The 24,362-nt window shown below is 61.4% G+C and carries 23 protein-coding genes and 1 riboswitch; of the genes, 6 read left to right on the top strand and 17 right to left on the bottom strand.

Features of this window, described 5'->3' with window-relative positions; all coding sequences use genetic code 11:
* Positions 1-41: 41 nt before the first annotated feature.
* Positions 42-3,512 carry a PAS domain-containing hybrid sensor histidine kinase/response regulator gene (locus HU730_RS20455; RefSeq protein ID WP_186527791.1) on the top strand — a complete coding sequence of 1,157 codons (3,471 nt, stop codon included), beginning with the start codon at positions 42-44 and terminating at the stop codon, positions 3,510-3,512.
* Between the two features lie 109 nt (positions 3,513-3,621).
* Here HU730_RS20455 and rmuC read toward each other — a convergent pair whose 3' ends face one another.
* Both rmuC and HU730_RS20445 read right to left on the bottom strand, forming a co-directional pair.
* Entirely contained in the window at positions 3,622-4,986 is a 1,365-nt protein-coding gene (gene rmuC, locus HU730_RS20450; protein ID WP_169918249.1) for a DNA recombination protein RmuC, read from the bottom strand.
* A gap of 175 nt (positions 4,987-5,161) precedes the next feature.
* Positions 5,162-5,485 carry a hypothetical protein gene (locus HU730_RS20445; RefSeq protein ID WP_034128342.1) on the bottom strand — a complete coding sequence of 108 codons (324 nt, stop codon included), beginning with the start codon at positions 5,483-5,485 and terminating at the stop codon, positions 5,162-5,164.
* 457 nt (positions 5,486-5,942) lie between these two features.
* Here HU730_RS20445 and HU730_RS20440 point away from each other — a divergent pair, with 457 nt between their 5' ends.
* The 4 genes from HU730_RS20440 to HU730_RS20425 all read left to right on the top strand — a co-directional run bounded on the left by HU730_RS20440 (position 5,943) and on the right by HU730_RS20425 (position 9,100).
* A complete protein-coding gene (locus tag HU730_RS20440; protein ID WP_096143471.1) occupies positions 5,943-6,248 on the top strand; it encodes a hypothetical protein in 306 nt (101 codons plus the stop codon).
* Between the two features lie 443 nt (positions 6,249-6,691).
* Positions 6,692-6,916 (top strand): hypothetical protein, encoded by a 225-nt coding sequence (locus HU730_RS20435; protein WP_034128340.1) that lies wholly within the window; start codon positions 6,692-6,694, stop codon positions 6,914-6,916.
* 278 nt (positions 6,917-7,194) lie between these two features.
* Positions 7,195-7,677 (top strand): hypothetical protein, encoded by a 483-nt coding sequence (locus HU730_RS20430; RefSeq protein ID WP_034128339.1) that lies wholly within the window; start codon positions 7,195-7,197, stop codon positions 7,675-7,677.
* 145 nt (positions 7,678-7,822) lie between these two features.
* Positions 7,823-9,100: an outer membrane protein transport protein gene (locus HU730_RS20425; protein ID WP_003193026.1), complete on the top strand. Its 1,278-nt coding sequence runs from the start codon at positions 7,823-7,825 to the stop codon at positions 9,098-9,100.
* A gap of 64 nt (positions 9,101-9,164) precedes the next feature.
* Here the strand turns inward: HU730_RS20425 and HU730_RS20420 are convergent, their stop codons facing one another.
* The 13 genes from HU730_RS20420 to cobO all read right to left on the bottom strand — a co-directional run bounded on the left by HU730_RS20420 (position 9,165) and on the right by cobO (position 20,982).
* Entirely contained in the window at positions 9,165-9,716 is a 552-nt protein-coding gene (locus HU730_RS20420; RefSeq protein WP_186527790.1) for a redoxin domain-containing protein, read from the bottom strand.
* A gap of 150 nt (positions 9,717-9,866) precedes the next feature.
* Positions 9,867-11,066, bottom strand: coding sequence for an MFS transporter (locus tag HU730_RS20415; RefSeq protein WP_161992133.1), 1,200 nt, complete (start codon positions 11,064-11,066; stop codon positions 9,867-9,869).
* A gap of 63 nt (positions 11,067-11,129) precedes the next feature.
* Entirely contained in the window at positions 11,130-11,534 is a 405-nt protein-coding gene (locus HU730_RS20410) for a MarR family winged helix-turn-helix transcriptional regulator (protein ID WP_060764465.1), read from the bottom strand.
* Positions 11,535-11,576: 42 nt separating this feature from the next.
* Positions 11,577-12,305 (bottom strand): adenosylcobinamide-GDP ribazoletransferase, encoded by a 729-nt coding sequence (locus tag HU730_RS20405; protein WP_106120686.1) that lies wholly within the window; start codon positions 12,303-12,305, stop codon positions 11,577-11,579.
* 2 nt (positions 12,306-12,307) lie between these two features.
* Positions 12,308-12,883, bottom strand: coding sequence for an alpha-ribazole phosphatase family protein (gene cobC / locus HU730_RS20400; RefSeq protein WP_186527789.1), 576 nt, complete (start codon positions 12,881-12,883; stop codon positions 12,308-12,310).
* Positions 12,880-13,935: a nicotinate-nucleotide--dimethylbenzimidazole phosphoribosyltransferase gene (gene cobT, locus HU730_RS20395; protein ID WP_186527788.1), complete on the bottom strand. Its 1,056-nt coding sequence runs from the start codon at positions 13,933-13,935 to the stop codon at positions 12,880-12,882. Before cobT ends, cobC begins: the two co-directional genes overlap by 4 nt.
* Positions 13,932-14,453 (bottom strand): bifunctional adenosylcobinamide kinase/adenosylcobinamide-phosphate guanylyltransferase, encoded by a 522-nt coding sequence (gene cobU, locus HU730_RS20390; RefSeq protein ID WP_034128332.1) that lies wholly within the window; start codon positions 14,451-14,453, stop codon positions 13,932-13,934. The genes cobT and cobU overlap by 4 nt, the downstream gene beginning before the upstream one ends.
* A 556-nt stretch (positions 14,454-15,009) precedes the next feature.
* Complete coding sequence (locus tag HU730_RS20385) at positions 15,010-16,461, bottom strand: cobyric acid synthase (RefSeq protein WP_186527787.1); 1,452 nt, start codon at positions 16,459-16,461, stop codon at positions 15,010-15,012.
* On the bottom strand, positions 16,458-17,447 hold the full coding sequence (gene cobD / locus HU730_RS20380) for a threonine-phosphate decarboxylase CobD (protein WP_054899033.1): 990 nt from the start codon (positions 17,445-17,447) through the stop codon (positions 16,458-16,460). Before cobD ends, HU730_RS20385 begins: the two co-directional genes overlap by 4 nt.
* Complete coding sequence (cbiB, locus tag HU730_RS20375) at positions 17,440-18,348, bottom strand: adenosylcobinamide-phosphate synthase CbiB (RefSeq protein WP_054899034.1); 909 nt, start codon at positions 18,346-18,348, stop codon at positions 17,440-17,442. Before cbiB ends, cobD begins: the two co-directional genes overlap by 8 nt.
* Positions 18,345-18,995 (bottom strand): 5,6-dimethylbenzimidazole synthase, encoded by a 651-nt coding sequence (gene bluB / locus HU730_RS20370; protein WP_054899035.1) that lies wholly within the window; start codon positions 18,993-18,995, stop codon positions 18,345-18,347. The genes cbiB and bluB overlap by 4 nt, the downstream gene beginning before the upstream one ends.
* Positions 18,992-20,374, bottom strand: a complete 1,383-nt coding sequence (locus HU730_RS20365) for a cobyrinate a,c-diamide synthase (RefSeq protein ID WP_186527786.1) — start codon at positions 20,372-20,374, stop codon at positions 18,992-18,994. The genes bluB and HU730_RS20365 overlap by 4 nt, the downstream gene beginning before the upstream one ends.
* Positions 20,371-20,982, bottom strand: coding sequence for a cob(I)yrinic acid a,c-diamide adenosyltransferase (gene cobO / locus HU730_RS20360; RefSeq protein ID WP_034128326.1), 612 nt, complete (start codon positions 20,980-20,982; stop codon positions 20,371-20,373). Before cobO ends, HU730_RS20365 begins: the two co-directional genes overlap by 4 nt.
* A 78-nt stretch (positions 20,983-21,060) precedes the next feature.
* Positions 21,061-21,308, bottom strand: a riboswitch (cobalamin riboswitch).
* Between the two features lie 99 nt (positions 21,309-21,407).
* Here cobO and HU730_RS20355 point away from each other — a divergent pair.
* Positions 21,408-22,721, top strand: coding sequence for a sorbosone dehydrogenase family protein (locus tag HU730_RS20355; RefSeq protein WP_186527785.1), 1,314 nt, complete (start codon positions 21,408-21,410; stop codon positions 22,719-22,721).
* 123 nt (positions 22,722-22,844) lie between these two features.
* Here the strand turns inward: HU730_RS20355 and HU730_RS20350 are convergent, their stop codons facing one another.
* Together HU730_RS20350 and HU730_RS20345 are read right to left on the bottom strand one after the other, a co-directional pair.
* Complete coding sequence (locus HU730_RS20350; protein WP_003193049.1) at positions 22,845-23,384, bottom strand: C40 family peptidase; 540 nt, start codon at positions 23,382-23,384, stop codon at positions 22,845-22,847.
* A gap of 144 nt (positions 23,385-23,528) precedes the next feature.
* Complete coding sequence (locus tag HU730_RS20345) at positions 23,529-24,158, bottom strand: NlpC/P60 family protein (protein WP_003193051.1); 630 nt, start codon at positions 24,156-24,158, stop codon at positions 23,529-23,531.
* Between the last annotated feature and the right edge of the window lie 204 nt (positions 24,159-24,362).

Here is a 24,362-nt window from a genome sequence, read left to right as displayed (position 1 = left end):
CGGGCCTGGAATGCCCGGGTGTTCTTATGCTCGGAGTTACCATGACGCTGTCCAGCGGGCTGATCGCCGCCGTTGCCCTGGCCTATATGGCCACTATGTTTGCCATCGCTTTTTACGGTGACCGCCGCCATGCGCCGCTGCCGCCGCGCGTGCGTGCCTGGGTGTATAGCCTGTCGCTGGCGGTGTACTGCACCAGTTGGACCTTCTTCGGCGCCGTAGGCCAAGCGGCGGAACAACTGTGGGCATTCTTGCCGATCTACCTGGGACCTGTGCTGTTGCTGGTGCTGGCACCCTGGGTGCTGCAAAAGATGATCCTGATCAGCAAGCAGGAAAACATCACCTCAATCGCCGACTTTATAGCCGCCCGCTACGGCAAATCCCAGTCCCTGGCGGTGGTGGTGGCGTTGATCTGCCTGGTCGGCGTGCTGCCCTATATCGCGCTGCAGCTCAAAGGCATCGTGCTGGGCGTGAACCTGCTGATCGGCGCCGGCCCCGACACCACCGGCACCCGCGCCCAGGACACGGCCTTGATTGTGTCGCTGGTATTGGCGCTGTTTACCATCGTGTTCGGTACACGCAACCTCGACGCCACCGAACACCACCGCGGCATGGTGCTGGCGATTGCCTTTGAGTCGCTGGTCAAGCTGTTCGCTTTTCTCGCCGTCGGTGCGTTTGTCACCTACGGCTTGTACGACGGTTTCGGCGATCTGTTCAGCCAGGCCATGCTCGCCCCGCGCCTTGAGGAATACTGGAAAGAGACCATCAACTGGCCTTCGATGGTGGTACAGACCGGCGTCGCCATGATGGCGATCATCTGCCTACCGCGACAATTCCATGTGACGGTGGTGGAGAACATTGACCCCCAGGATTTGCGCCTGGCCAAGTGGGTGTTCCCGGCTTATTTGATCCTAGCGGCACTGTTTGTGGTGCCCATCGCCCTGGGCGGCAAGATGCTGTTGCCCAGCTCGGTGCTGCCGGACTCCTATGTGATCAGCCTGCCAATGGCCGAGGCCCATCCTGCCCTCGCCGTGCTGGCATTCATTGGCGGTGCATCGGCGGCCACTGGCATGGTCATCGTAGCGAGCATCGCCTTGTCGACCATGGTCTCCAACGACATGCTGCTGCCCTGGCTGTTGCGCCGATCCAGCGCCGAGCGGCCATTCGAAGTCTTCCGTCACTGGATGCTGTCGGTTCGCCGGGTGAGCATTGTGATCATCCTGCTGCTGGCGTACGTGAGCTACCGCTTGCTGGGCTCCACCGCCAGCCTGGCGACCATCGGCCAGATCGCCTTTGCCGCTGTGACCCAACTGGCCCCGGCGATGCTCGGCGCCCTCTATTGGAAGCAGGCCAACCGGCGTGGGGTGTTTGCCGGCTTGGCCGCCGGTACTTTCCTGTGGTTCTACACGTTGGTCTTGCCAGTGACGGCGAAAAGTCTGGGCTGGTCGCTCAACCTTTTCCCCGGCCTGACCTGGATGCACTCCCACCCGTTCGGGCTGTCGGTCACCTCGCTGACCCTGGGCACCGTGTTCTCCCTGGCAGGTAACTTCACCCTCTTCGTGTGGGTGTCGATGCTGTCGCGCACACGGGTTTCCGAGCACTGGCAGGCAGGCCGTTTTATCGGCCAGGAAATCAGCCAGCGTGCGAGTGCGCGCTCCATGCTGTCGGTGCAGATCAGCGACCTGCTCAGCCTGGCGGCACGCTTCGTTGGGGAAGAACGGGCCCAGCAGAGTTTTATTCGCTTCGCCTATCGCCAGGGCAAAGGCTTCAACCCCAACCAGAATGCCGATAACGATTGGATCGCCCACACCGAACGCTTGCTGGCCGGCGTACTCGGAGCCTCCTCGACGCGGGCGGTGGTGAAAGCGGCGATTGAAGGGCGGGAAATGCTACTGGAGGACGTGGTCCGTATCGCCGACGAAGCCTCGGAAGTGCTGCAGTTCAACCGCGCTCTGTTGCAAGGTGCCATTGAGAACATCACCCAGGGCATCAGCGTGGTGGACCAGTCGCTCAAGCTGGTGGCCTGGAACCGGCGCTACCTGGAACTGTTCAACTACCCGGACGGCTTGATCAGCGTCGGCCGGCCCATTGCAGACATCATTCGATACAACGCCGAGCGCGGCCTGTGTGGCCCCGGTGAAGCGCAAGTGCACGTGGCGCGTCGCCTGCACTGGATGCGCCAGGGGCGTGCGCACACCTCCGAGCGCCTGTTCCCCAATGGCCGGGTGATCGAGTTGATCGGCAACCCGATGCCCGGCGGCGGGTTTGTCATGAGCTTCACCGACATCACCGCGTTCCGCGAAGCCGAACAAGCGCTGACCGAGGCTAATGAGGGCCTGGAGCAGCGGGTGACCGAGCGCACCCATGAACTGTCGCAACTGAACGTGGCCCTCACCGACGCCAAGGGCGTGGCCGAATCCGCCAGCCAGTCGAAGACGCGGTTCCTGGCGGCCGTGAGCCATGACCTGATGCAACCGCTGAACGCTGCGCGGCTGTTTTCCGCCGCCCTTTCCCACCAGACCGATGGCCTGTCCGGCGAGGCACGGCAGTTGGTGCAGCATCTGGATAGCTCACTGCGCTCGGCCGAAGACCTGATCAGCGATTTGCTGGACATTTCGCGCCTGGAAAACGGCAAGATCAACCCACAACGCCAGCCCTTTGTTCTCAACGAGCTGTTCGACACCCTGGGAGCAGAATTCAAGGCGCTGGCCCAGGAGCAACACTTGCGCTTCCGCTGGCGCGGCAGCCGTTTGCGAGTGGACAGCGACATCAAGCTGCTGCGGCGGATTTTGCAGAATTTTCTGACCAATGCCTTCCGTTATGCCGACGGCCCGGTGCTGCTGGGCGTACGTCGTCGCAAGGGCGAACTCTGCCTGGAGGTCTGGGATCGCGGGCCTGGGATTGCGCCCGATAAACAAAAGGTGATCTTCGAAGAGTTCAAGCGCCTGGACAGTCACCAGACCCGTGCCGAAAAGGGCCTGGGGCTGGGCCTGGCGATTGCCGACGGCCTGTGCCGCGTGCTGGGCCATCGCCTGAGCGTGCGCTCCTGGCCGGGCAAAGGCAGCGTCTTCAGCGTGTGCGTGCCGCTGGCCCGTAACCAGACCAGCGTGCAACCCAAGGCGCCCGCAGAAACCGGCCTGCCCTTGAGTGGCGCACGCGTGCTGTGTGTGGATAACGAAGACAGCATCCTGATCGGCATGCGCAGCCTGCTCACGCGCTGGGGCTGTGAAGTCTGGACGGCCGCCAACCAGGCCGAATGCGCGGCATTGCTGGCCGAGGGTATCCGCCCGCAACTGGCGTTGGTGGATTACCACCTGGACCACGGCGAAACCGGTACCGAGTTGATGGGCTGGCTGCGTGCGCAACTGGCCGAGCCGATTCCCGGCGTAGTGATCAGTGCCGATGGGCGACCGGAGATGGTGGCCGAGGTGCATGGGGCGGGGTTGGATTACTTGGCCAAGCCGGTGAAGCCGGCGGCGCTGCGGGCGCTATTGAGCAGGCATTTGCCCCTGTAGGAGCGAGCTTGCTCGCGAAAAACGTCAATGATAACGCGTGTTTCCTGAATAAACGCGGCGCCTATGAGTTTTTCGCGAGCAAGCTCGCTCCTACAATTTAGCCCCGTATTTATTCCGGGAGATGCGCCACGCCATCCGAATCGGTCATCGCCCGCTCCAGCAGATCCGCCGGCAAGCTCTTGCTGGCGCGGGCACCGAGCAACCTGAGTTGCTCGGTACGGCTGACCAGGTTCCCACGCCCATCCGTCAGCTTGTTGCGCGCCGCGCTGTAGGCCTTGTCCAACTGTTGTAGCCGGTTGCCCACTTCGTCCAGGTCCTGGATAAACAGCACGAACTTGTCATACAGCCAACCGGCACGCTCGGCAATTTCCCGTGCGTTCTGGCTCTGGCGCTCCTGCTTCCACAGGCTGTCGATCACGCGCAGGGTGGCGAGCAAGGTCGTGGGGCTGACGATTACAATATGGCGGTCGAAGGCTTCCTGGAACAGGTTGGGCTCGGCCTGCAATGCCGCAGAAAAGGCAGCCTCGATCGGTACGAACAGCAGGACGAAATCCAGGCTGTGCAAACCCTCCAGGCGCTTGTAGTCCTTGCCGGCCAAGCCTTTGACATGATTACGCAGGGACAGCACGTGTTGCTTCAAGGCGGCCTGGCCAATCACCTCGTCATCCGCCGCAACGTACTGTTGATAGGCGGTCAAGCTGACCTTGGAGTCGACCACCACCTGCTTGTCGCCCGGCAACATGATCAGCACGTCGGGCTGGAAACGCTCGCCATCCGGGCCTTTGAGGCTGACCTGGGTCTGGTACTCACGGCCCTTCTCCAGGCCCGCGTGCTCCAGCACCCGTTCAAGAATCAACTCGCCCCAGTTGCCCTGGGTTTTCTGGCCCTTGAGGGCGCGAGTCAGGTTGGTGGCTTCGTCCGACAGACGCAGGTTCAATTGCTGCAGGCGCTCAAGCTCTTTGGCGAGGGAAAAGCGCTCACGGGCTTCGTTCTGATAGCTTTCTTCGACACGCTTCTCGAAGGACTGGATACGTTCCTTGAGCGGGTCCAGAAGTTGGCCCAGCCGCTCCTGACTGGTTTCGGCGAAGCGTTGCTCACGCTCGTCGAAGATCTTGCCGGCCAGCTCGGCAAATTGCGCACGCAGTTCGTCTCGTGAGCCTTGCAGGTCGGTGAGTCGTTGCTGATGACTCTCTTGCTGCTCGCGCAATTCGGCGCTCAGGGCAGCGGCCAAGGCGTCAAGGCGACGCAGTTCGGTTTCCTTGGCGCTGCGGTCGAGGTTCCAGGCGTGCGCGGCATCGCGGGCGTTATCGCGGTCGATCTGCAACAACTCGACTTCACGGCGCAGCGCCGCCAGGTCGGCTTGTTTGGCGGCATTGGCCTGGCTGAGGTCACTGATCTCATCGCGACTGGCGTCCAGTTGCGCGGCGAGCCCTTCCTGGGCCAGTTGCGCGGTTGCCAGGCGTTCTTCCAGCAGTTCCCAACCGGTGGTGCGTGCGGTCAGACGCCGCTGGAGTTGCCAGCACAGCGCCAGTAGCGGCACGGCTGCACCCACAAGACCCAAGGCGATACTGGTCCAGTCAAACACCATAGCCATTTCTGCCATCACCGAAAAAGATCAAGGTTAACCAAGCCTAAGGCCGGAGGACAGCTCAGTCTTCGACCTGGCCCAGTTCGCGCTGGGCGCGACGGTCGCCGGCGCGAGCAGCCGAACGCAACAAATCGTGGCCGATGCGCCGGTCACGGGCATTTCCGCACTCGCGGCACATCAGTTGGCCAAGACGGCTCTGAGCGGCCACCACGCCTTCGCGGGCGGGCTGCTTGAGCAAGCGTCCGGCGAGATGCTTGATATTGGTGCTCTGCCCCAGGCGCGGGCTGTCGAGCAGCCACAATGCGACCTTCAAGGAAAAACGCTTGGGTGCGGTAACAGTTTGGGGCGTGTCGGTAACAGAAGGTGATACTGAGCGAAACTTCATAAAGCACTGTGGGGCAGAACGGAAGGCGCGCCACTCTACTCTTTTTTTCGTACAGGTAAAGCTGAAAAAACCGTGCACGCCCGTCCTAGAGCAAGCGCTCGGGACAATCCACAGAAGCTGTGGATAACTCAGTGGACAACCCCCCTAGAACAGGCGCAAAGCCCCATGGAACGGGGGCCGCAGTCAAACTGACGATTTTTTCACCAATAAAAAAAAGCGAGATTTTTCATTGACTTAAATTTTGATTACAGGCAAATGGGCGCACTTGCACACCAGTGACAGCAGGGTTACACCCTTGGCCACAAATGTGCACAAGTCCCGATCGACTGGTTATATCGGCGGCGTTTTTTGATTCAACACCGGTTAAACATGTTACTGACCGGGCAAACCCGAGGGCTTTTCAAATCCGCCTCGGCTCGCCACACTGCGCCACCGACAATGCAAACCAGTAGGGCCGATGAAAGGAATTCTGTTATTCGCCGGGCTGCTACTGGCCATCTGCGCGACCTCCCTGGGAATCAATGCTGCGCTCCCCTCTCCGGACGGCGCACTGTTCGCCATTGCTATCTTGCTGTCAGCCGCCTTTACCGCCGTGGTCCTGTGCATCGAACTCAGTGACGGAAAGATCAATGACATGCGCGAAGTGATCCACATGATCGAGACCGGCCAGTCCTTGCGATTGACGCTCGCCGCCTATGGGCTGGGCTGCGCCCTGGCCGCGTCCATGACCGTACTGCTCTATCGCGAGTTGCTCGGCGGCTGATCGAAGTTTTTTTGCAATCGGCCTTCCCTTCCCTGTTTCAATCCGTTACTATCCGCGGCGTTAGTACCAAGCTGAAAGTCAATTCTGGTCGAATACGTCCCCTGAACCACATGGGATCGGCCACCTCGATGGTTTCCAGGTATTCCTTGCGACGACACTGCCTTTGAACAAGCAAAGGGTGGCGCGAAGTTCCAATACTCTGACCGAACCAACCTGCAAATTGATCAGGATCTTCACCCCGGGCCCAGAACCTTTGCCCCTGTTGTGTTGCCTGCCCTCCTAAGTACCTACCTGCCAGCCCAAGCGCGCCTAATTCCATAGCGCTTCAAACTGGCTGCTTTGTTCCAGTCGGGTTCTTCGTTTGATCAATGGTGATCAGCGTTACTGGAACGTTTTAACGTTGCACGGTTCTTATCCGTGTCATTTGTAGGAACACCAATAATATGAACGCTCAAATCCACACTCAGGATGCCATTCGCGCCCTCACCAACGCTTTTGCCCCAATGAACTGCCTGATCATGGCTGCTCGCAAAGGCTGCTTCAGCTTCACCCTGGTCAACGAACACGGCATCGCTCGTCACAGCGAACGCCTGTACCCCGATCAATACTCCAGCGCAGAACCGCTGCAGGCCGTGATCGATCGTACCCGTCAGGCACTGACCGCCTGATCGACCCGCGTCGCTGAAACCTCAAAAACCCTGTTTGAACAACAGGGTTTTTTATTGCCTGGAATTTGGCCTTGAGTCCGTGGCGCTAAGTACAAATCGATATAAACGTTATAACCGATTGCAGAAGATGTTTTAAAAACAGTCCTTTACATCAGGAATATGACACTACACTTCAAGTCAAGCGGCATGATCCGCTTACGACGGGCCTGAGATCCGATTCATTGCTGCCAAGCCCCCCTTCTCAGGCTCGTCCACTCTTTGTAAGGACTGAGGCTCGTATGGGTATTGCCGCCAGTGAATTGTGTCGCTATGTGATCCGGCCGACGCTGATGTACCTCGGCCGTCACAGCTCGACAGCCGAATCCCTGCTGCTGGGCATTGCCGCCAGCCAGTCAGAACTGGGCTCGGCGCTGCATGACCGGCGCGGCCATGGCCTCTACAGCATCACCGAACCACGTCACCGCGCCCTCTGGGATGACTACCTGGCCCTGGACCCTGAACGCGCCAGCCTGGTGCGCGGGCTGGCCAGCCAACATGCGTTCCTCAGCGCGCCTCAGTTGGAGTTGACCGTGAACCTGCGCTACGCCACGGCCATCGCCTGGTTGCTGGTGGAACAACAACGCCCAGCCCTTCCCGCACCCGGCGATGTGCTGGCCATGGCGCGTATCTGGAAAGAAATATTCCATCCACAAGGCCGCCTGCGAGATTTCACCCAAGCGTGGCAAACCTGTGTAAGCCCCCTGAAACAGGCAGCTTGCTGACCGGGCAAATTGCAAGATTCGGCAAAAAACGGCAATTTTGGTCGGATTGTCCTACAAAACCGCTCTATCTCCTGCATTACAGCCTATAGCGCGATGTGAAATTTATTGATACTTTCCGCAGCGGTGATCACACGGAGTTCTAATAATGAAAAAAGTAATGCTCAAGACCACACTTAGCCTCGCCGTTGCCATGGCATCCTCCCAATTGTTCGCCAGCGGCTTTGCCCTCAACGAACAGAGCGTCAGCGGGATGGGTACCGGTTTCGCAGGTCGCTCTTCTTCTGCCGATGATGCGAGCACTGTGTTCGGTAACCCTGCCGGTATGGCACGCCTGGAAGGCCAACAGATCACCGGTGGCGTTGCAGCCATTGATGCCTCCACCGATATCAGCAATGTCAGCGGCCGCTCCGCTGGCAGCAACAAAGGCGATATGGTGCCTTTCACTGCCGTGCCTTTCGGTTTCTACACCAATAAGCTCAACGACCAGTGGGCTGTCGGCTTCGGCGTCTATGCGCCGTTCGGCCTGGTAACCGACTACGAAAGCGGCTTCCAGGGCCGTGGCTTTGGCAGCAAGAGCGAAGTGAAAGTCATCACCTTGCAACCGACCGTCAGCTACGCCTTCAACGACCGCGTTTCCGTGGGTTTTGGCCCGACCATCAACCGCATTGCCGGCACCCTGGAATCGGACCTGACGCTGAACCCTCGCGCGCCAGACACCAATATCAAGATCAAGGGTGACGACACCGCGCTGGGCTTCAACATCGGCGTACTGGTCCAAGCCACCGATACCACCCGTGTCGGCCTGACCTACCACTCCAAGGTCAGCTACAAGCTGGACGGCCACACCGAAGTCACCGCACCGACCGCGACCTCGCCGTTCCTGCGCAGCAACCGCTATGACGCCTCGCTGAAAATCGACACACCTGAGTCCTACGACCTGTCCGTCACTCAAGACCTGACCGACGCGTGGAAACTCTATGCCGGTGCAACCTGGACACGCTGGAGCCGCCTGAAAGACATCACCGTCAAGAACGAAGGCGTCAGCGGCGCTACTGGCGGCGCGCTTGCCCCAGGCTTGGTCAGCACAATCAAGGAAGACCAGAACTGGCACGACACCTGGGCCTACGCCGTGGGTACTTCGTACCAGCTCACCAAGCAAGTGGTACTGCGTACCGGCCTGACATTCGACCAGTCGCCTACCAACAACACGGATCGCTCACCGCGCATCCCGACCGGCGACCGTACTATCTTCAGCCTGGGCCTGGGCTACCAGGTCATGGATAACATGACCATCGACCTGGCCTACTCCTACCTGAAGGAAGAGGACGTCAAGATCTCGCGCTCCAACCAATTGGCCAGCTACAACGCCAAGTATGAAAACAGCGCCAACGGTTTCGGCTTGGGCATGACCTACAAGTTCTAACCGCAGTCGTATAAAAAAGCCCCGCTCTCCTGTGAAGGAGGCGGGGCTTTTGTTTGGCTGGCGGTCAGGGTTTGGAAGCCAATGCCTGTTCCACCGCCTTGATCAGCTCCGGACTGTCCGGCTTGGTCAGGCTGGAAAAACTGGCAACCAGATTGCCCTGGCGATCCACTACATACTTGTAGAAGTTCCACTTGGGCGCGGCGTCGGCCTGCTGTGCAAGCACCTTGAACAGGTGCACCGCATCCGGCCCCTTGACCTTCTGCGGCTCGGTCATGGTGAAGGTCACGCCATAATTCACGTAGCAGACCTTGGCGGTTTCTTCCCCGGTCTTGGCTTCCTGTTTGAAGTCATCGGACGGCACGCCGATCACTTCCAGACCTTCGCCCTTGTAGCGCTGATACAACGCTTCCAGGCCCTTGAATTGCGGGGCAAAGCCGCAGAAGCTCGCCGTGTTGACGATCACCAAGGGTTTGCCAGCGAATTGCTGGCACAGATCGATGGATTCCTTGGCCCGCAGCTTGGGCAGTTGGCCCTCCAGCAACGGTGGGCAACTGGCGGCCATCGCCACGCTGCCAATAGCCATCAGGACGGGTAGAGCGAGCCAGCGCATCTGCATGTCAAAAGTCCTTGAGTCAGTTCAGACCCACAACTTAGCAGATCGCCATGCCCAGTTGCATCAACGCCAGGCCGCCCCGTTGCCAACCCCACCAGGCCAGCAGCAACAACCCCAGCCCCACAGCCAACAGCATAAGACGCGCTGTCATGCTCATGCCGCCTCCATCTGCGCCTGAATGCGCGCCACCGGCCGCTCACGCACCGGCCAATTCAGCGCGGCGGCGAGCACGCTGAGTAAAATTGCCACCTGCCAGATCAAATCGTAGCTACCGGTTCGATCATAGACCACCCCGCCCAGCCACCCGCCGAGGAACGAGCCCAGTTGGTGGAACAGGAACACAATCCCGCCGAGCATCGAGAGGTTGCGTACCCCAAACAGGGTCGCGACGGTGCCATTGGTCAGCGGCACCGTGGACAACCACAGGAATCCCATCGCCATGCCAAACAGATACGCCGTGACTTCGGTGACCGGCGCCCACAGGAACAACACAATCACTACCGCCCGCAACAGATACAAGCCGGTGAGCAGACGCGGCTTGGACATGCGGCCACCGAGCCAACCCGCCGTGTAGGTGCCAAATACGTTGAACAGGCCAATCAAGGCCAGCACCGTGGTGCCCACCGTGGCCGGCAGGTGCTGGTCGACCAGGTACGCCGGCAAGTGCACACCGATAAAAACCACTTGGAAACCGCACACAAAAAAGCCGAAGGACAGCAGCCAGAAGCCGGAGTGGGAGCAGGCCTCTTTCAGCGCTTCGCCCAGGGTTTGCTGGCCCACCGTGACCGCCAGCGGCCGGTCCTTGAGCATGGCGACCAGCGGCAGGATCAACGCCACCATCAAGCCCAGCGCCAGCAAGGCGGCCGACCAGCCCAGCCAACCAATCAAGCCGAGGGTGCCGGGCACCATGGCGAACTGGCCGAACGAGCCGGCGGCGCTGGCAATGCCCATGGCCATGCTGCGTTTTTCGGGCGCAACGGCGCGGCCAACCACGCCGAGAATCACCGAGAACGAGGTGCCGGACAGGCCAATGCCAATCAGCAAACCTGCGCTCAACGACAGTGACCACGCGGAGTCGGACATGCCCATGAGCACCAGGCCGACGGCGTACAACACCCCGCCGACAAACACCGCCTTGGTCGCGCCGAAACGGTCGGCCAAGGCCCCGGTAAATGGCTGCGCCAAGCCCCAGATCAGATTCTGCAAGGCGATGGCAAAGGCAAAGGTTTCACGCCCCCAACCGAATTCGCTGCTCATCGGCGCCAGGAACAGGCCAAAGCCATGCCGTACGCCCAAGGACAACGCCAGGATCAGCGCACTCCCTAAAAGGACCCAACCACTGGTGCGCCACATCGAGGTCATTTCTTATTCTCCGTTCGCGGGTATATACCCTCTTGTAGTCGAACAAACCGCCATTCAGGCGAGTTCATCCAGCAAGGCCAACAACATTTCGCGCTTTTCGGCGCCGAGCTTATCAATCAATTTCTGTTGCGCCGCTTCCCAAGCCGGTAACGCGGCAGTCAGCCGCTCTTGCCCTGTGCCAGTCAACACCACCAGGCGGTTGCGCAAATCGTCACCCTCGACCAACTGCACCAGCCCCTCACCTTCCAGGACGCGCAGGTTGCGCCCCAGGGTGCTGCGATCCAGGCCCATGGCGTCCGCCAGGCTGGAAATGCTCGGCTGGTCGAGACGCTGCAGGTTGCACAACAGAGAATACTGGGCAACGTTGATCCCGAAGCCGTCGAGAGCGCCGTCATAGTGCCTGCTGACGCCACGGGCAGCGCGTCGCAGGTTGGTGCATAAACATTGGGAGGCAAGCATAGAGCGTGTATATACCGGGAGTTAATCAATTGCAAGAAAGCGTTACAGCGCCAGCCCGACCAGTACCGCGACTTCAAGCAGCTCCAGCAGTGCGCCAGCAGTGTCGCCGGTGGTACCGCCCAGACGCTTGACCATCAACTGGCGCAGCCACACGAAACACAGTGCCGCCAGCAACACCGCGATGCCGCCGCTGAAACCACCGATCAGGATGCAGGCCAACCCGCTGAGGATCAGCACCTGTTGGCCGACAATTCGCGGCAGATGATCTGACAGTGCCTGGCCCAATCCGCCCGCCCGCACATAGCGCGTGCTGAGAAACAGCGCCAGCATCGAAGCGCGTCCGATCAGGGGCGCCAGGATCAAGGCGGCGCCATTGTGTTGTTCGATCAATGCCACCAGCGCACTGAACTTGAGTAGCAGCACCAAGCCCAGGGTGACCACCGCAATCGGGCCGCTGCGCGGGTCTTTCATGATGCTGAGGGTGCGCTCGCGGTCGCCAAAACCACCCAGCCAGGCATCGGCGCTGTCGGCCAGGCCGTCCAGGTGCAGGCCACCGCTGAGCAACACCCAGGCTGTGAGCAGCAACGCGGCGTGCAACAGCAACGGGGCGCCCTGCAACAACTGATTGAGGCCCCATAACAGCACGCCGAACAGCAACCCAACCAGCGGATAAAACAACAACGAACGGCCCAGTTCTTGAGGTTGCGGCATGCCCGGCAAGCGAATGGGCAGACTGCTGAGAAATTGCAGGGCGATCCAGAACGGCAGCATCGTCAGAGTCCTTCCTTCAACACACCATCGGCTTCAACCTGCAGGCCGAACAAGGCACCGTGACCCACTTCAACATTCAGCAGTTGCTCACGGGGCAACCCTCGCGCCTGCGCCAGCAGCAGGCGCATCACACCGCCATGACTGACCAACAGCACCCGCTGGCCCGCGTACGCCTGATGCAGCCGGGCGACAGCGCCAAGCACGCGCTCGGAAAACTGGATGACAGGCTCACCCTCCGGCGGCGTGAAGCCATAGGGGTTGGCCCAGAACAAGCCCAGCCCTTCGGCATCGGTATCCATCAACGCGGCCGCACTCTGCCCTTCCCAGGCGCCGAAGTGAAGCTCCCGCAAGTCAGGCTCCAGACTCACCGGCAAATCAAGTTGCGTCCCCAGCTCCCGGGCGAACAGAGCGCAGCGTTGCAGCGGCGAGCTGATCAGCCGATCCCAGGGCCCTTGCCCCACCACTGCGTCACGCATCTGCTGCCAGCCGTTGGCGGTCAGCGCATCGTCCAGGCTGCCACGCAGGCCGCCGCCCAGCTCGGTTTCGCCGTGGCGCAGCAGGTCCAGGCGCAAGGTCATGCGGGGCGATCCGCCACGGCTGCTTCGGCGAAGGTCGCCATCTGCCCGTGCAGCGCACACGCCAGACGCAACAAGGGCACCGCCAACGCCGCGCCGCTGCCTTCGCCCAGGCGCAGGCCCAGTTCCAGCAACGGTTGCGCATCGAGGCTGTGCAGCACGTGGCGATGACCCGGCTCGGCACCCCGATGGCCGAACACCAGCCATTCGCGGCATGCCGGGTTCAAGCGCACCGCCACCAGCGCGGCCACGCTGCAGATGAACCCATCCACCAGCACCACCATGCCTTCCTGGGCGCAGGCCAGGTAGGCGCCAACCAAGGCAGCAATTTCAAAACCGCCGAGATTGAACAGGGTTTGCAACGCATCGCTGCGCTGACCGGCGTGCAACCCCAGGGCGCGCTCGATGACCGCGACCTTGTGGCTGACCCCTGCGGCGTTCAAACCGGTGCCAGGGCCTGTGAGGTCAGTGACCTGGCAATCCAGCAATGCGCAGGCCAAGGCACTGGCGGCAGTGGTATTGCCGATGCCCATCTCACCGCCGATAAAGAGTTGCGCGCCGCTTTCCAGGGCACGGCGTGCGCTGTCTCGTCCAGCTTGCAAGGCCAACTGCCCTTGGGCTTGGGTCATCGCCGGGCCATGCACGAAATTAGCCGTGCCCGCACCGATATTCAGGTGACGAACGCCGGGCAAATCCAGGGACGGCGTGACCGTGCCGAGGTCAATCACCTCCAATTGCGCTTGCAGTTGCCGCGCCAACACGCTGATCGCCGCGCCACCGGTGACGAAGTTTTGCAGCATCTGCCCGGTGACCTCTTGGGGAAATGCCGACACGCCTTCAGCGACCACGCCGTGATCGCCGGCAAAAATCGCGATCCACAGGTGATCCACCGACGGTTTGACCTGGCCCTGCAAACCCGCCAACTGCACCGCCAGCGCCTCCAACTGACCGAGGGAGCCAGCGGGCTTGGTCAACTGCTGCTGACGCGCCAGCGCCTGTTCGTGGGTCGTGGTATCCACCGCCTTGCAGGGGTTGAGCCACCAGGAATCGGTCATAACGCAGTACCTTTCAAAGTCAGGGGCAGGCCGGCAACCGTCAGCACAACGCGCTGACATTGCTCGGCCAAGGCTTGATGCAGCCAACCGGCTTCATCCACATAACGGCGAGTCAATTCGCCCAGCGGCACGACACCCAGACCGGTCTCGTTGCTGACAAAAATGATTTCCCCCGGCAGCGAAGCCAGGGTTTGCAACAGTTGATCACGCTCGCACGCAAGGCGCGCCGGGTCTTCGAGCATCAGAAGATTGGTGAGCCATAAGGTCAGGCAATCCACCAGCAGGCAGCGATCAGTGGCGGCGTTTTCCTGTAGCACACGCGCTAGGTCGATGGGCTCTTCAACCAGGCCCCAATGGTCGGGACGACGCTGGCGGTGCAAAGTGACACGCTCGTTCATCTCACCGTCGAGCGGCTGGCTGGTGGCGATATAAATGACGGCAAGCCCGCTCTCTGCGGCAAGCTTTTCGGCCAGACGGCTCTTGCCCGAACGGGCGCCGCCGAGGATCAATTGATACATGCAAAGGCCCCTGGCAAACGATGTGGCGAGGGAGCTTGCTCCCGTGACGGCCTGACAGCCGACGCTGATCCAGCTGACGCACCGCGACCCAAATGTGGGAGCTGGCTTGCCTGCGAAGACGGCCTGACAGTCAACACAGTTGGACCGTGTACATATCCATTTCTGCGGTAACGGCCACTTAGGGTTCCGCTTTTACAGCGGCTCACTTTTGAAAAGCGCAAAAGTAAGCAAAACGCTCTTGCCCCACCACTCGGCACCTCGCCCAGGCTCGGTGTGCCCGTAATCCGCCAGTGATTTGGGGGGCCGCCGCCACGCGCCATCCATGGCGCGGGGCGGCTAAACCGGCATCCCTGCCGGTTTACCCCCCAAATCCCTGTCGAATTCCGGCCAGCGTGGTTTAACGGGGCGCCTAAGATCAAGATCAAAAGCAGATCAAGAGCAAGATCAAGAGCGGCCCGCTTCGCATCGTGGTTACCGTTGAGCACTACAGCGTTGTGTAGATACACATGGCTATCGCAGGCAAACCAGCTCCCACAGTTGGATGGTGTGAACACCGTCAGATCCCACATAGCTTGCGCAACAAATCGGTGTCCAAGTGGTGCTCCACCAAGTCCGCCAACCGCTCGATATCGCGCTCGCGCAAGCCGTGATAATCCACCTCTTGCACATCCTGCAACCCGGCCCAACGCAGCAACGCGCTGCACGCAGCCGGGGTCTCGAACAGGCCGTGCAGGTAGGTGCCTAGAATTTGCCCATCAGGGCTCTGCGCGCCATCGCTGCGGCCATCGTCCAGCAGTACCGCAGCGCTTGCCAAGGCAGCGCCGCAAGTCACCCCCGCATGGATTTCATAACCGCTGACGTCGGCATCTTCCAATACCAGACGCCCACGCACATTGCGCAGTTGTTTCTCTTGTTCCAGGGTGGTGCTGAACGCCAGCAACCCAAGGCCGTCGCTGGAACCGGCCAGCCCTTCCAGGCCCAACGGGTCGTGGACTTGCTCGCCGAGCATCTGCAAGCCGCCGCAGATCCCCAGTACCTTGCCGCCATAACGCAGATGCCGCGCCACGGCGGTGTCCCAGCCGTTGGCACGCAGATAGGCCAGGTCACTGCGCACGCTTTTCGAGCCCGGCAGGATGATCAGGTCAGCAGCAGGTATCGCCTGGCCCGGCCCGACGAACTGCAAGTCCACCTGGGGGTGCAAGCGCAGCGGGTCGAAGTCGGTATGGTTGCTGATGCGCGGCAGCACCGGCACCACCACCTTGAGCACCTGGGCGGCCTTGTCGATCTGGCGCTGGTCGATGCCGTCTTCCGCCTCCAGGTGCAGGTCCATCACGTAGGGCAGCACGCCGACGACCGGTTTGCCGGTGCGCGCTTCGAGCCAGTCCAGCCCTGGTTGCAGCAACGCGATATCGCCGCGAAAACGGTTGATGATGAAGCCCTTGACCCGGGCCTGCTCACTGGGCGACAGCAGCTCCAGGGTGCCGACCAGATGGGCAAACACGCCGCCGCGGTTGATGTCTGCGATCAACAGCACCGGGCAGTCCACCGCTTCGGCGAAGCCCATGTTGGCAATGTCATTGGCACGCAGGTTGATCTCGGCCGGTGAGCCCGCGCCTTCGACCATCACCACCGGGTAGGCCTGGCTCAAACGCGTGTGGGAGGCCAGCACCGCTTGCATCGCAATGGCTTTGTAGTCGTGGTAGGCCACGGCATTCATGGTGGTGACCGCACGGCCATGGATGATCACTTGGGAGCCAGTGTCGCTGTTGGGCTTGAGCAATACCGGGTTCATGTCGGTATGGGGCGCCAGGTTGGCAGCCTGGGCCTGCACCGCTTGGGCGCGGCCGATCTCGCCGCCTTCGGCGGTCACCGCGCTGTTGAGCGCCATGTTCTGCGGCTTGAACGGCACCACCGCGACGCCCTGGCGTACCAGCCAGCGACACAGCGCAGTCACCAGGGTGCTTTTACCGGCGTCGGAGGTGGTGCCCTGCACCATCAACGTGGTCATGTGGCGTCCTTGTAGGCGGCCAGGGCTTCGTCAAGGCGCAGCCAGTCGGCGTCGGTGCCGGGCAGGCCCAAGCGCACGCTGCTGTTGTGCACAAACAAGCGCAGCAGGATGCCGCGTTGGGCCATGAACTCGTACAGCCGTTCAGCGTGGGGGGTAATCAACCACTGGAACAATGCGCAGCCACCGTGAGGTTGAAGGCCGCGGCGCTCAAGCAACTCGAACAGACGCTGGCCGGCTGCGATGCAACGACTGCGCTGGCGCGCATGCCCGTCGGTGTCGCGCAGGCACACTTGGCCCAGCACCCGCGTCGGCCCACTGACGGCCCAGGGCCCGACCTGTTCGGCCAACAGCTTGAGCAACTTGCGCTCGGCCAGCACAAAGCCCAGGCGCACGCCGGCCAGGCCGAAGAACTTGCCGAATGAGCGCAGCACGATCAAGCCGACCTGATCGGCATGGCTGGCCAGGCTCAAGTCCGGGGTCACGTCAATGAACGCCTCGTCCACCACCAGCCAGCCACCACGCTGGGCCAGCCGCGCATGCCAGTCCAGCAGGCGTTGCGGGCTCAGGCTCAAGCCCGTGGGGTTGTTGGGGTTGACCACCACCAGCACGTCGAGGCTGTCGAGAAAGAAGTCGACTTCCTGCTCCTGCACTTCGCGCACCACATAACCGGCGCGACGCCAGGCTTCGGCGTGCTCGGCGTAACAGGGCGAAAGCACGCCGACCTTACCGGAACGACGCAGTCGCGGCAGCAGTTGGATCGCTGCCTGGGAACCCGGCACCGGCAGCAACGGGCCAGCACCGTAATACTCGCTGGCAGCCTTCTCCAAGCCGTCATCGGTTTCCGGCAAGCGCGCCCAGGCACGCAAGGGAATCTCGGGAATCGGCCACGGCCAGGGCGCCAGGCCGCTGGACAGGTCGAGCCAATCCGCTTCGGCAATGCCGTACTCAATCGCCGCCTTACGCAGCCGACCACCATGTTCAAGCATAGATTTGCGCCCCCACGCACAGGACCAGCAGCCACAGCCATACGCCGCGCTGCACCAGTTGCCAGCCGCGATCAATGGAATCGGCGTCGGCCGGCGGGCCTTCGCCCAATGGCGGGCGCTGATGCACCTCGCCGTGATAAATCGCCGCGCCGCCGAGCTCCACACCCAAGGCACCGGCCCCTGCCGCCATCACCGGGCCGGCGTTGGGGCTGTCCCAGGTCGGCCCCTGGGTGCGCCAGCATTTGAGCGCCAGGCGGGTTTTACCCAATAGCGCGTAGGTTAAAGCCACCAAGCGCGCAGGAATATAGTTGAGCACATCATCGATCCTGGCGGCTGCCCAACCGAAGCGCTCAAAGCGCTCATTGCGATAGCCCCACATGGCGTCCAGGGTGTTGCTCAGACGATAGAGCACCACGCCCGGCACACCGGCCACCACGAACCAGAACAACGCGGCGAATACCGCATCGCTGCCGTTCTCCAGCACCGATTCGGTGGCTGCGCGCGCGACTTCAGTACGGTCCAGTTCGCTGGTCTGGCGGCTGACCAGGTAACTCACACGCGTGCGCGCTTCGTCCAGGTCATCACGGCGCAGAGCCTGGGCCACTGGCATCACGTGCTCGCCCAGGCTGCGCATGCCCAAGGCGCAGTACAGCGCCAGGATCTCCAGCAGCCAGCCGATATAAGGCGCCCAAGACAACGCCGTGGCCAGCAGGGTCAGCGGCACCACCGCGATAAACCACGCGGTCACACCATGGCTGCGCCAGCCACGCCCGCCAGTATTGAAACGTTGCTCGATGCGCCCGGCGAAATTGCCGAACGCCACCAGCGGATGCCAGCGCCTGGGCTCACCCAGCAGCGCATCCAGCGCCACCGCAGCGACACACAGCAAGGCCACACTCATTGACTCACTCCCCACTTGTTTTCATACAGCATGTCACTTAGCGGTCGCGGCTCGGCCCAGCCCTCGAGCTGCAACATCGGTGCCGGGTAAAACTCTGCCACCGGGCCCAGGCACAACACCGCCAGGGGCTTTGCACCGGGTGGCAAACCCAGCAACTCGGCCAGGGCCTGGGGGTCGAACAGCGAAACCCAGCCCATGCCCAACCCTTCCACGCGCGCCGCCAGCCACAGGTTCTGGATGGCGCAGGAGAGCGAGGCCATGTCCATTTCCGGCAAGGTGCGGCGCCCGAAAATGTGGCGCTCACGATCGTCCATCAAGGCGGCGACCAGTACCTCGGCGCAGTCGTTGATGCCTTCAACCTTGAGCTTCATGAACGCATCGGAGCGCTCGCCCAAAGCTTCGGCGGTGCGCACGCGCTCTTCTTCCACCAACTGTTGAATCTGGCTGCGCAACGAACGGTCGCTGATGCGGATAAAACGCCACGGCTGCATCAAGCCGACACTGGGCGCCTGGTGCGCGGCGTGGAGCAGGCGTTGCAGCAGTTCAGGCGCGACGCTGCCACCGCGGAAGTGGCGCATGTCGCGGCGTTCGGCGATGGCGCGATAGACGGCCTCGCGATCGGCTTGGGGGAAAGCGTTGTCAGTCATGGCCTCATCGGGGGCAAGCCCCCTCCCACATTTGGAATGCATTCCCCTGTGGGAGCTGGCTTGCCTGCGATAGCTGTCTCAAGGTCTGGCGCGAACAACGCGGCCACCGCGCCAGGATTCGACGGAAAATAAAAGTGCACATAGGACGCCGTCATCCGCCCCTGTCGATAGACCGCCTCGGCACCGCGCCCGCCGTTAGGGCTAAGCCCACGGGCAATCGGCGCCCATTCGGTACTGGTCAGAGAATGATGATAGGTATGCCCACGCAACGTCCCCTCCGGTAGCTCAACGCTTTGCAGCGCCAGGGCCGCGAGTTTCTTCTGCATCACCGCATCGCCTTGCAACAAGCCAACCAGTTCGGCGCGCCTACCCTCCACATCGGTCAAGGAGTCGAGCAGATAGAGCATGCCGCCACATTCAGCGAGCAGTGGTTTGCCAGCGGTGTGATGAGCACGGATGGCGTCCAGCATCGAGGTGTTGGCCGACAATGCCTGGTGATGCAGTTCCGGATACCCGCCGGGCAAATAGAGGCTGTCCGCTTCAGGCAATTGGCGATCATGGATCGGTGAAAAGAACTTCAACTCGGCGCCCATCGCCCGCAGCAAATCCAGGCTGGCGCCGTAGGTAAAGGCAAAGGCTTCGTCACGGGCCACGGCAATCCGCACACCGGCCAGCAAGGGCTCGGCCTCGACCACTTGCGGCGCGGCAAAGGTCACCGGCGGCGGCAGGGCCACTTCGCAACTGCTGCCCAACGCCTGGGCGGCAGCATCCAAGCGTATATCAAGGTCATTCAGTTCGCTGGCTTGCACCAGGCCCAGGTGGCGGCTGGGCAGTTCGATGCCGGTCTCACGGGATAACGCGCCGTACCAACGCAAGCCCTCGGTGAGGCTGCCTTCAAGCAATTGCGCATGGCGCAGGGTGCCGACGCGATTGGCCAGCACGCCGGCGAACGGCAGGTCGGGCTGATAGCGCGCCAGCCCCAGCGCCAAAGCGCCGAACGTCTGGGCCATGGCGGTGCCATCGATCACGCCCAGCACTGGTACACCGAAGTGCCGCGCCAGGTCAGCGCTGGAAGGCGTGCCGTCGAACAGGCCCATCACGCCTTCGATGAGGATCAGGTCAGCTTCCCCCGCTGCCTCCCAGAGCAGGCGGCGGCTTTCCTGCTCGCCCACCATCCACATGTCCAACTGGTACACCGGCGCGCCAGTGGCACGCTCGTGGATCATCGGGTCGAGAAAGTCCGGCCCGCATTTGAACACGCGCACCTTGCGTCCCAGGTTGCGGTGCAAACGGGCGAGCGCGGCGGTGACCGTGGTTTTGCCCTGGCCGGACGCCGGAGCGGCGATCAATACGGCCGGGCAATGACGGGGCTGATTCAAAGTTCGACGCCTTTCTGTGCCTTGATACCGGCCTGGAACGCGTGCTTGAGCATGCCCATTTCGGTGACGGTGTCGCCCATTTCGATCAGCTCAGGCTTGGCGCCACGGCCGGTGACCACCACATGCTGCATGGGCGGGCGGGCTTGCAGGTCGCTGAGTACCTGGTCCAGGTCAAGGTAACCGTGCTTGAGGGCGATGTTCAATTCGTCCAGCACCACCAAGCCGATAGAGGGGTCATTCAACATGGCCCGGGACACCGCCCAAGCCGCTTCGGCAGCGGCGATATCGCGCTGGCGATCCTGGGTTTCCCAGGTGAAGCCTTCGCCCATCACATGAAAGTGCACCTGCTCGGGGAAGCGGCGGAAAAACAATTCTTCGCCGGTGCTGTTACGCCCCTTGATGAACTGCACCACACCGCATTGCATGCCATGCCCCATGGCCCGGGCCAACATGCCGAACGCCGAACTGCTCTTGCCTTTGCCATTGCCGGTCAGCACCAGCAGCAGGCCGCACTCATTGGGGGAATTGGCGATGCGCTCGTCAATCACGGCTTTTTTGCGCAGCATGCGCGCCAAGTGGCGTTCGTCGCGGTCGGGGGAATCAGTCATGGCAGCTCTCCGTTGGGGCTGGACAAAAACGGCGGGCAGGAAAAAGAAAAAACAGACAGCCAAGCATCGCCCACCGTGATGCTGTTGGATGATCCAGGCCGGTCTCCGGGCTCATGAGTGGCGCTTTTGATAGCAAGCAGCCGAGGGTGCGCCTTCCCATATCGCACGCGATACAGTGGCAAACAGCACCGTCTTGACTCATTTACCGTTGCGGGGGCAGCGCCGGAATCGCGGCGGCACTGTGTACAAGTGCGCTCACTCACCGGCTTCCCTGTTTCACTCTGTCGACGCGCGCGCCACAGAGCACCTGGAACAAGCCGCGAAGGTTAGTGGGTTGGGGGTGGAGCGTCAATTAAAGCTGGCCTTGTACTTGAACCATCTGCCGTTCGTGCTTCTCTACCCCTACAGGTATCAAGGAGAAAACCATGCCTAAAACCCGACTCGCCCTACTGATCATGTTCGCCGGTAGCCTCGCTGCATGCGGCGAAAGCTCAACCCTGCAGGTCGCCGACGGCACCGGGCCCTCGCCCCGGCTGCCGGAGCCGAACAAGACGTTGATCCCCACCGTCAATATCGCCCCGGCCATCGGCTGGCCCGAAGGCGCCAAGCCAATCGCGGCCGCAGGCACCCAAGTGGCCGCATTCGCCGAAGGCCTGGACCACCCGCGCTGGCTCTACGTGCTGCCCAACGGCGACGTGCTGGTGGCCGAGACCAATGCACCGCCCAAGCCGGACGATGCCAAAGGCGTGCGCGGCTGGGTGATGGAAAAAGTCATGGACCGCGCTGGCGCCGGCGTGCCGAGCCCGAACCGCATTACCTTGCTGCGCGATGCCGACCATGATGGCGTGGCAGAAACTCGCACGGTGTTCCTGGAAAACCTCAACTCGCCGTTTGGCATGGCCCTGGTGGGCAACGACTTATATGTGGCCGATTCGGATAAGTTGCTGCGCTTCCCCTATCAGCCAGGTGAAACCGCGATCACCTCCCCAGGCACCAAGGTGGTGGATTTACCCGGTGGCCCCTTGAACCACCACTGGACCAAAAATGTGGTGGCCAGCCATGACGGCAGCAAGCTGTACGTGAGCGTCGGCTCCAACAGCAACGTCGGCGAAAACGGCCTGGAAGCCGAACAGGGCCGCGCCGCCATTTGGGAAGTCGACCGCGCCAGCGGCCAACACCGCATTTTTGCCTCCGGCCTGCGCAACCCCAACGGCATGGCGTGGGAGCCACAGAGCGGCAAGCTGTGGACGGCGGTCAACGAACGCGATGAGATCGGCAGTGACCTGGTGCCGGATTACATCACCTCGGTCAAGGATGGCGGCTTCTACGGCTGGCCTTTCAGTTATTACGGCCAGCATGTGGATGTGCGTGTCACCCCGCAGAACCTGGACATGGTCGCCAAGGCCATCGCTCCCGACTATGCGGTAGGCCCTCATACTGCGTCGCTGGGGCTGACCTTCGCCGAGGGCAGCAAACTGCCCGCGCCCTTCAGTAATGGCGCATTTATCGGCCAGCATGGTTCCTGGAACCGCAAGCCGCACAGTGGCTACAAGGTGATTTTCGTTCCCTTCGAAGGGGGCCAGCCGAAAGGGCAACCGGTGGATGTGCTGACGGGGTTTCTTGATAGCGATGAGAAAGCCATGGGCCGGCCGGTCGGCGTGGTGATAGATCAGCAGGGGGATTTGCTGGTGGCCGATGATGTGGGCAATAAGGTTTGGCGAGTGTCGGCTGTTAAGTAAATCGCCACACACCAATGTGGGAGCGGGCTTGCCCGCGATTACGGTGGCCCAGCCAACCAATCCGTTGACTGACACACTGCATTCGCGGGCAAGCCCGCTCCCACATTTTGGAGTTTTATTGATTCAGGGGTTACGCGCCAGATTTCCTGGCAACACGCGTTTGGCACTCAGGTAGGCATTCTGCCAATACGCTTTGGATAGCGTATCCAGCTTCACCGTACCGCCGGTTTGAGGCGCGTGTACGAAGCGGCCCTCCCCCACATAGATGCCCGCATGGCTGACCCGCGAACCACCACCGGTAGCGAAGAACAGCAGGTCGCCGGTTTGCAGGTTTTGTTCGCTGACGTCCTGGGCACGCATCACGATCAATTCACGGGTGGTGCGCGGCAATGAGATGCCGGCAGCGTCGCGGAATACAAAGCCGATCAGGCCACTGCAATCAAACCCCGAGTCCGGTGTGTTGCCGCCCCAGCGGTAAGGTGTGCCGACCAGGCCCAGCGCACGAAAGAGCACGTCTTCGGCAGCAGGCGAGAAATTCTGGGTGGCATAGTTGAACACCGGCTTAGGCTTGACCGCGACGGGCGCGGGCGGCGGTGTACGACTGGCGCAGGCGCTGAGCAGCGCGGCGCAAACAATAAGCATCAGGCGGGCCGAGGTCGACATGTGCAGAACAATCCTGGTCTGGATGCGGCTTTCGCTGCCGAACGTTGAAAACCAGAACGCGCAAGCAAAGCTCGCGCGAACGGATGACAACAATGTCCAGGGATTCTAGCGCTTACACGTCAAACTTCAAGTATCACTTTAACTTTACTTACTAGCGGTAACCGTAGTCGGAGCCATGGCGAGTGCACGCTTGGCTTCGATGAAGGTTTTGCTCCAGTAGCTGTCACCCAGGTTATCGACCCGAACACCACCACTGCGGCGGCTGCTGGAGTGGATAAATTGGTTATCGCCCAGGTAGATACCGGCATGACTGACACGACCGCGGCCACTGGTACTAAAGAAAAGCAGATCACCGGGCTTGAGGTTGTTGCGTGCGACCAACGGTGCATTCACGTTGATCATCTCGCGTGTAGAGCGCGGCAGATTCATGCCGGCCTCTTCACGAAACAGGTAGCCAATGAACCCACTGCAATCAAAACCGGCTTCCGAGGTGCCGCCGAAACGGTAACGGGTACCGATCAAGGACATGCCGCGCTCAAGGATACTGTCGGCCAGAAGAGGCAGTTGGTAAGGCTTGCTGTCAGAGAACTCGGCGAGTTCTTTTTCGGTTGCCACCTCTTCTTCATAAACAGAAGCAGACTGTGCAGCAACGAACTTTGCCTGATTTTGAACCTGTGGTTTTTGCTGTTCTGCCACCTGCTGAGGGTGGGAGGCGCAGCCAAACAACAGGGTAACGAGTGCGAGAGGCACGAGGGGTGCGAAGCGATTTAGCATGGGCACGACCGTGGCTGATGTGTAAAGAAGCCGAGACTATGCCCTCTATCACATCGATTTGCAAATTCAATCGCGATCTATGTGACTTATCGTTTCGACTATGCCATCTAAGCCGTGATTCCATTTATCGCTTCAGTTGCGTAGCCCTTCTGGCTCAAACGCAGGTTTTCTGACGCCTTGAAAATGCCGACACACGGAAAATCA

The sequence above is a fragment of the Pseudomonas sp. SWRI22 genome, assembly GCF_014268395.2.
Lineage (GTDB): Bacteria > Pseudomonadota > Gammaproteobacteria > Pseudomonadales > Pseudomonadaceae > Aquipseudomonas > Aquipseudomonas paracarnis.
This window is presented reverse-complemented; position numbering and strand designations above follow the sequence as displayed.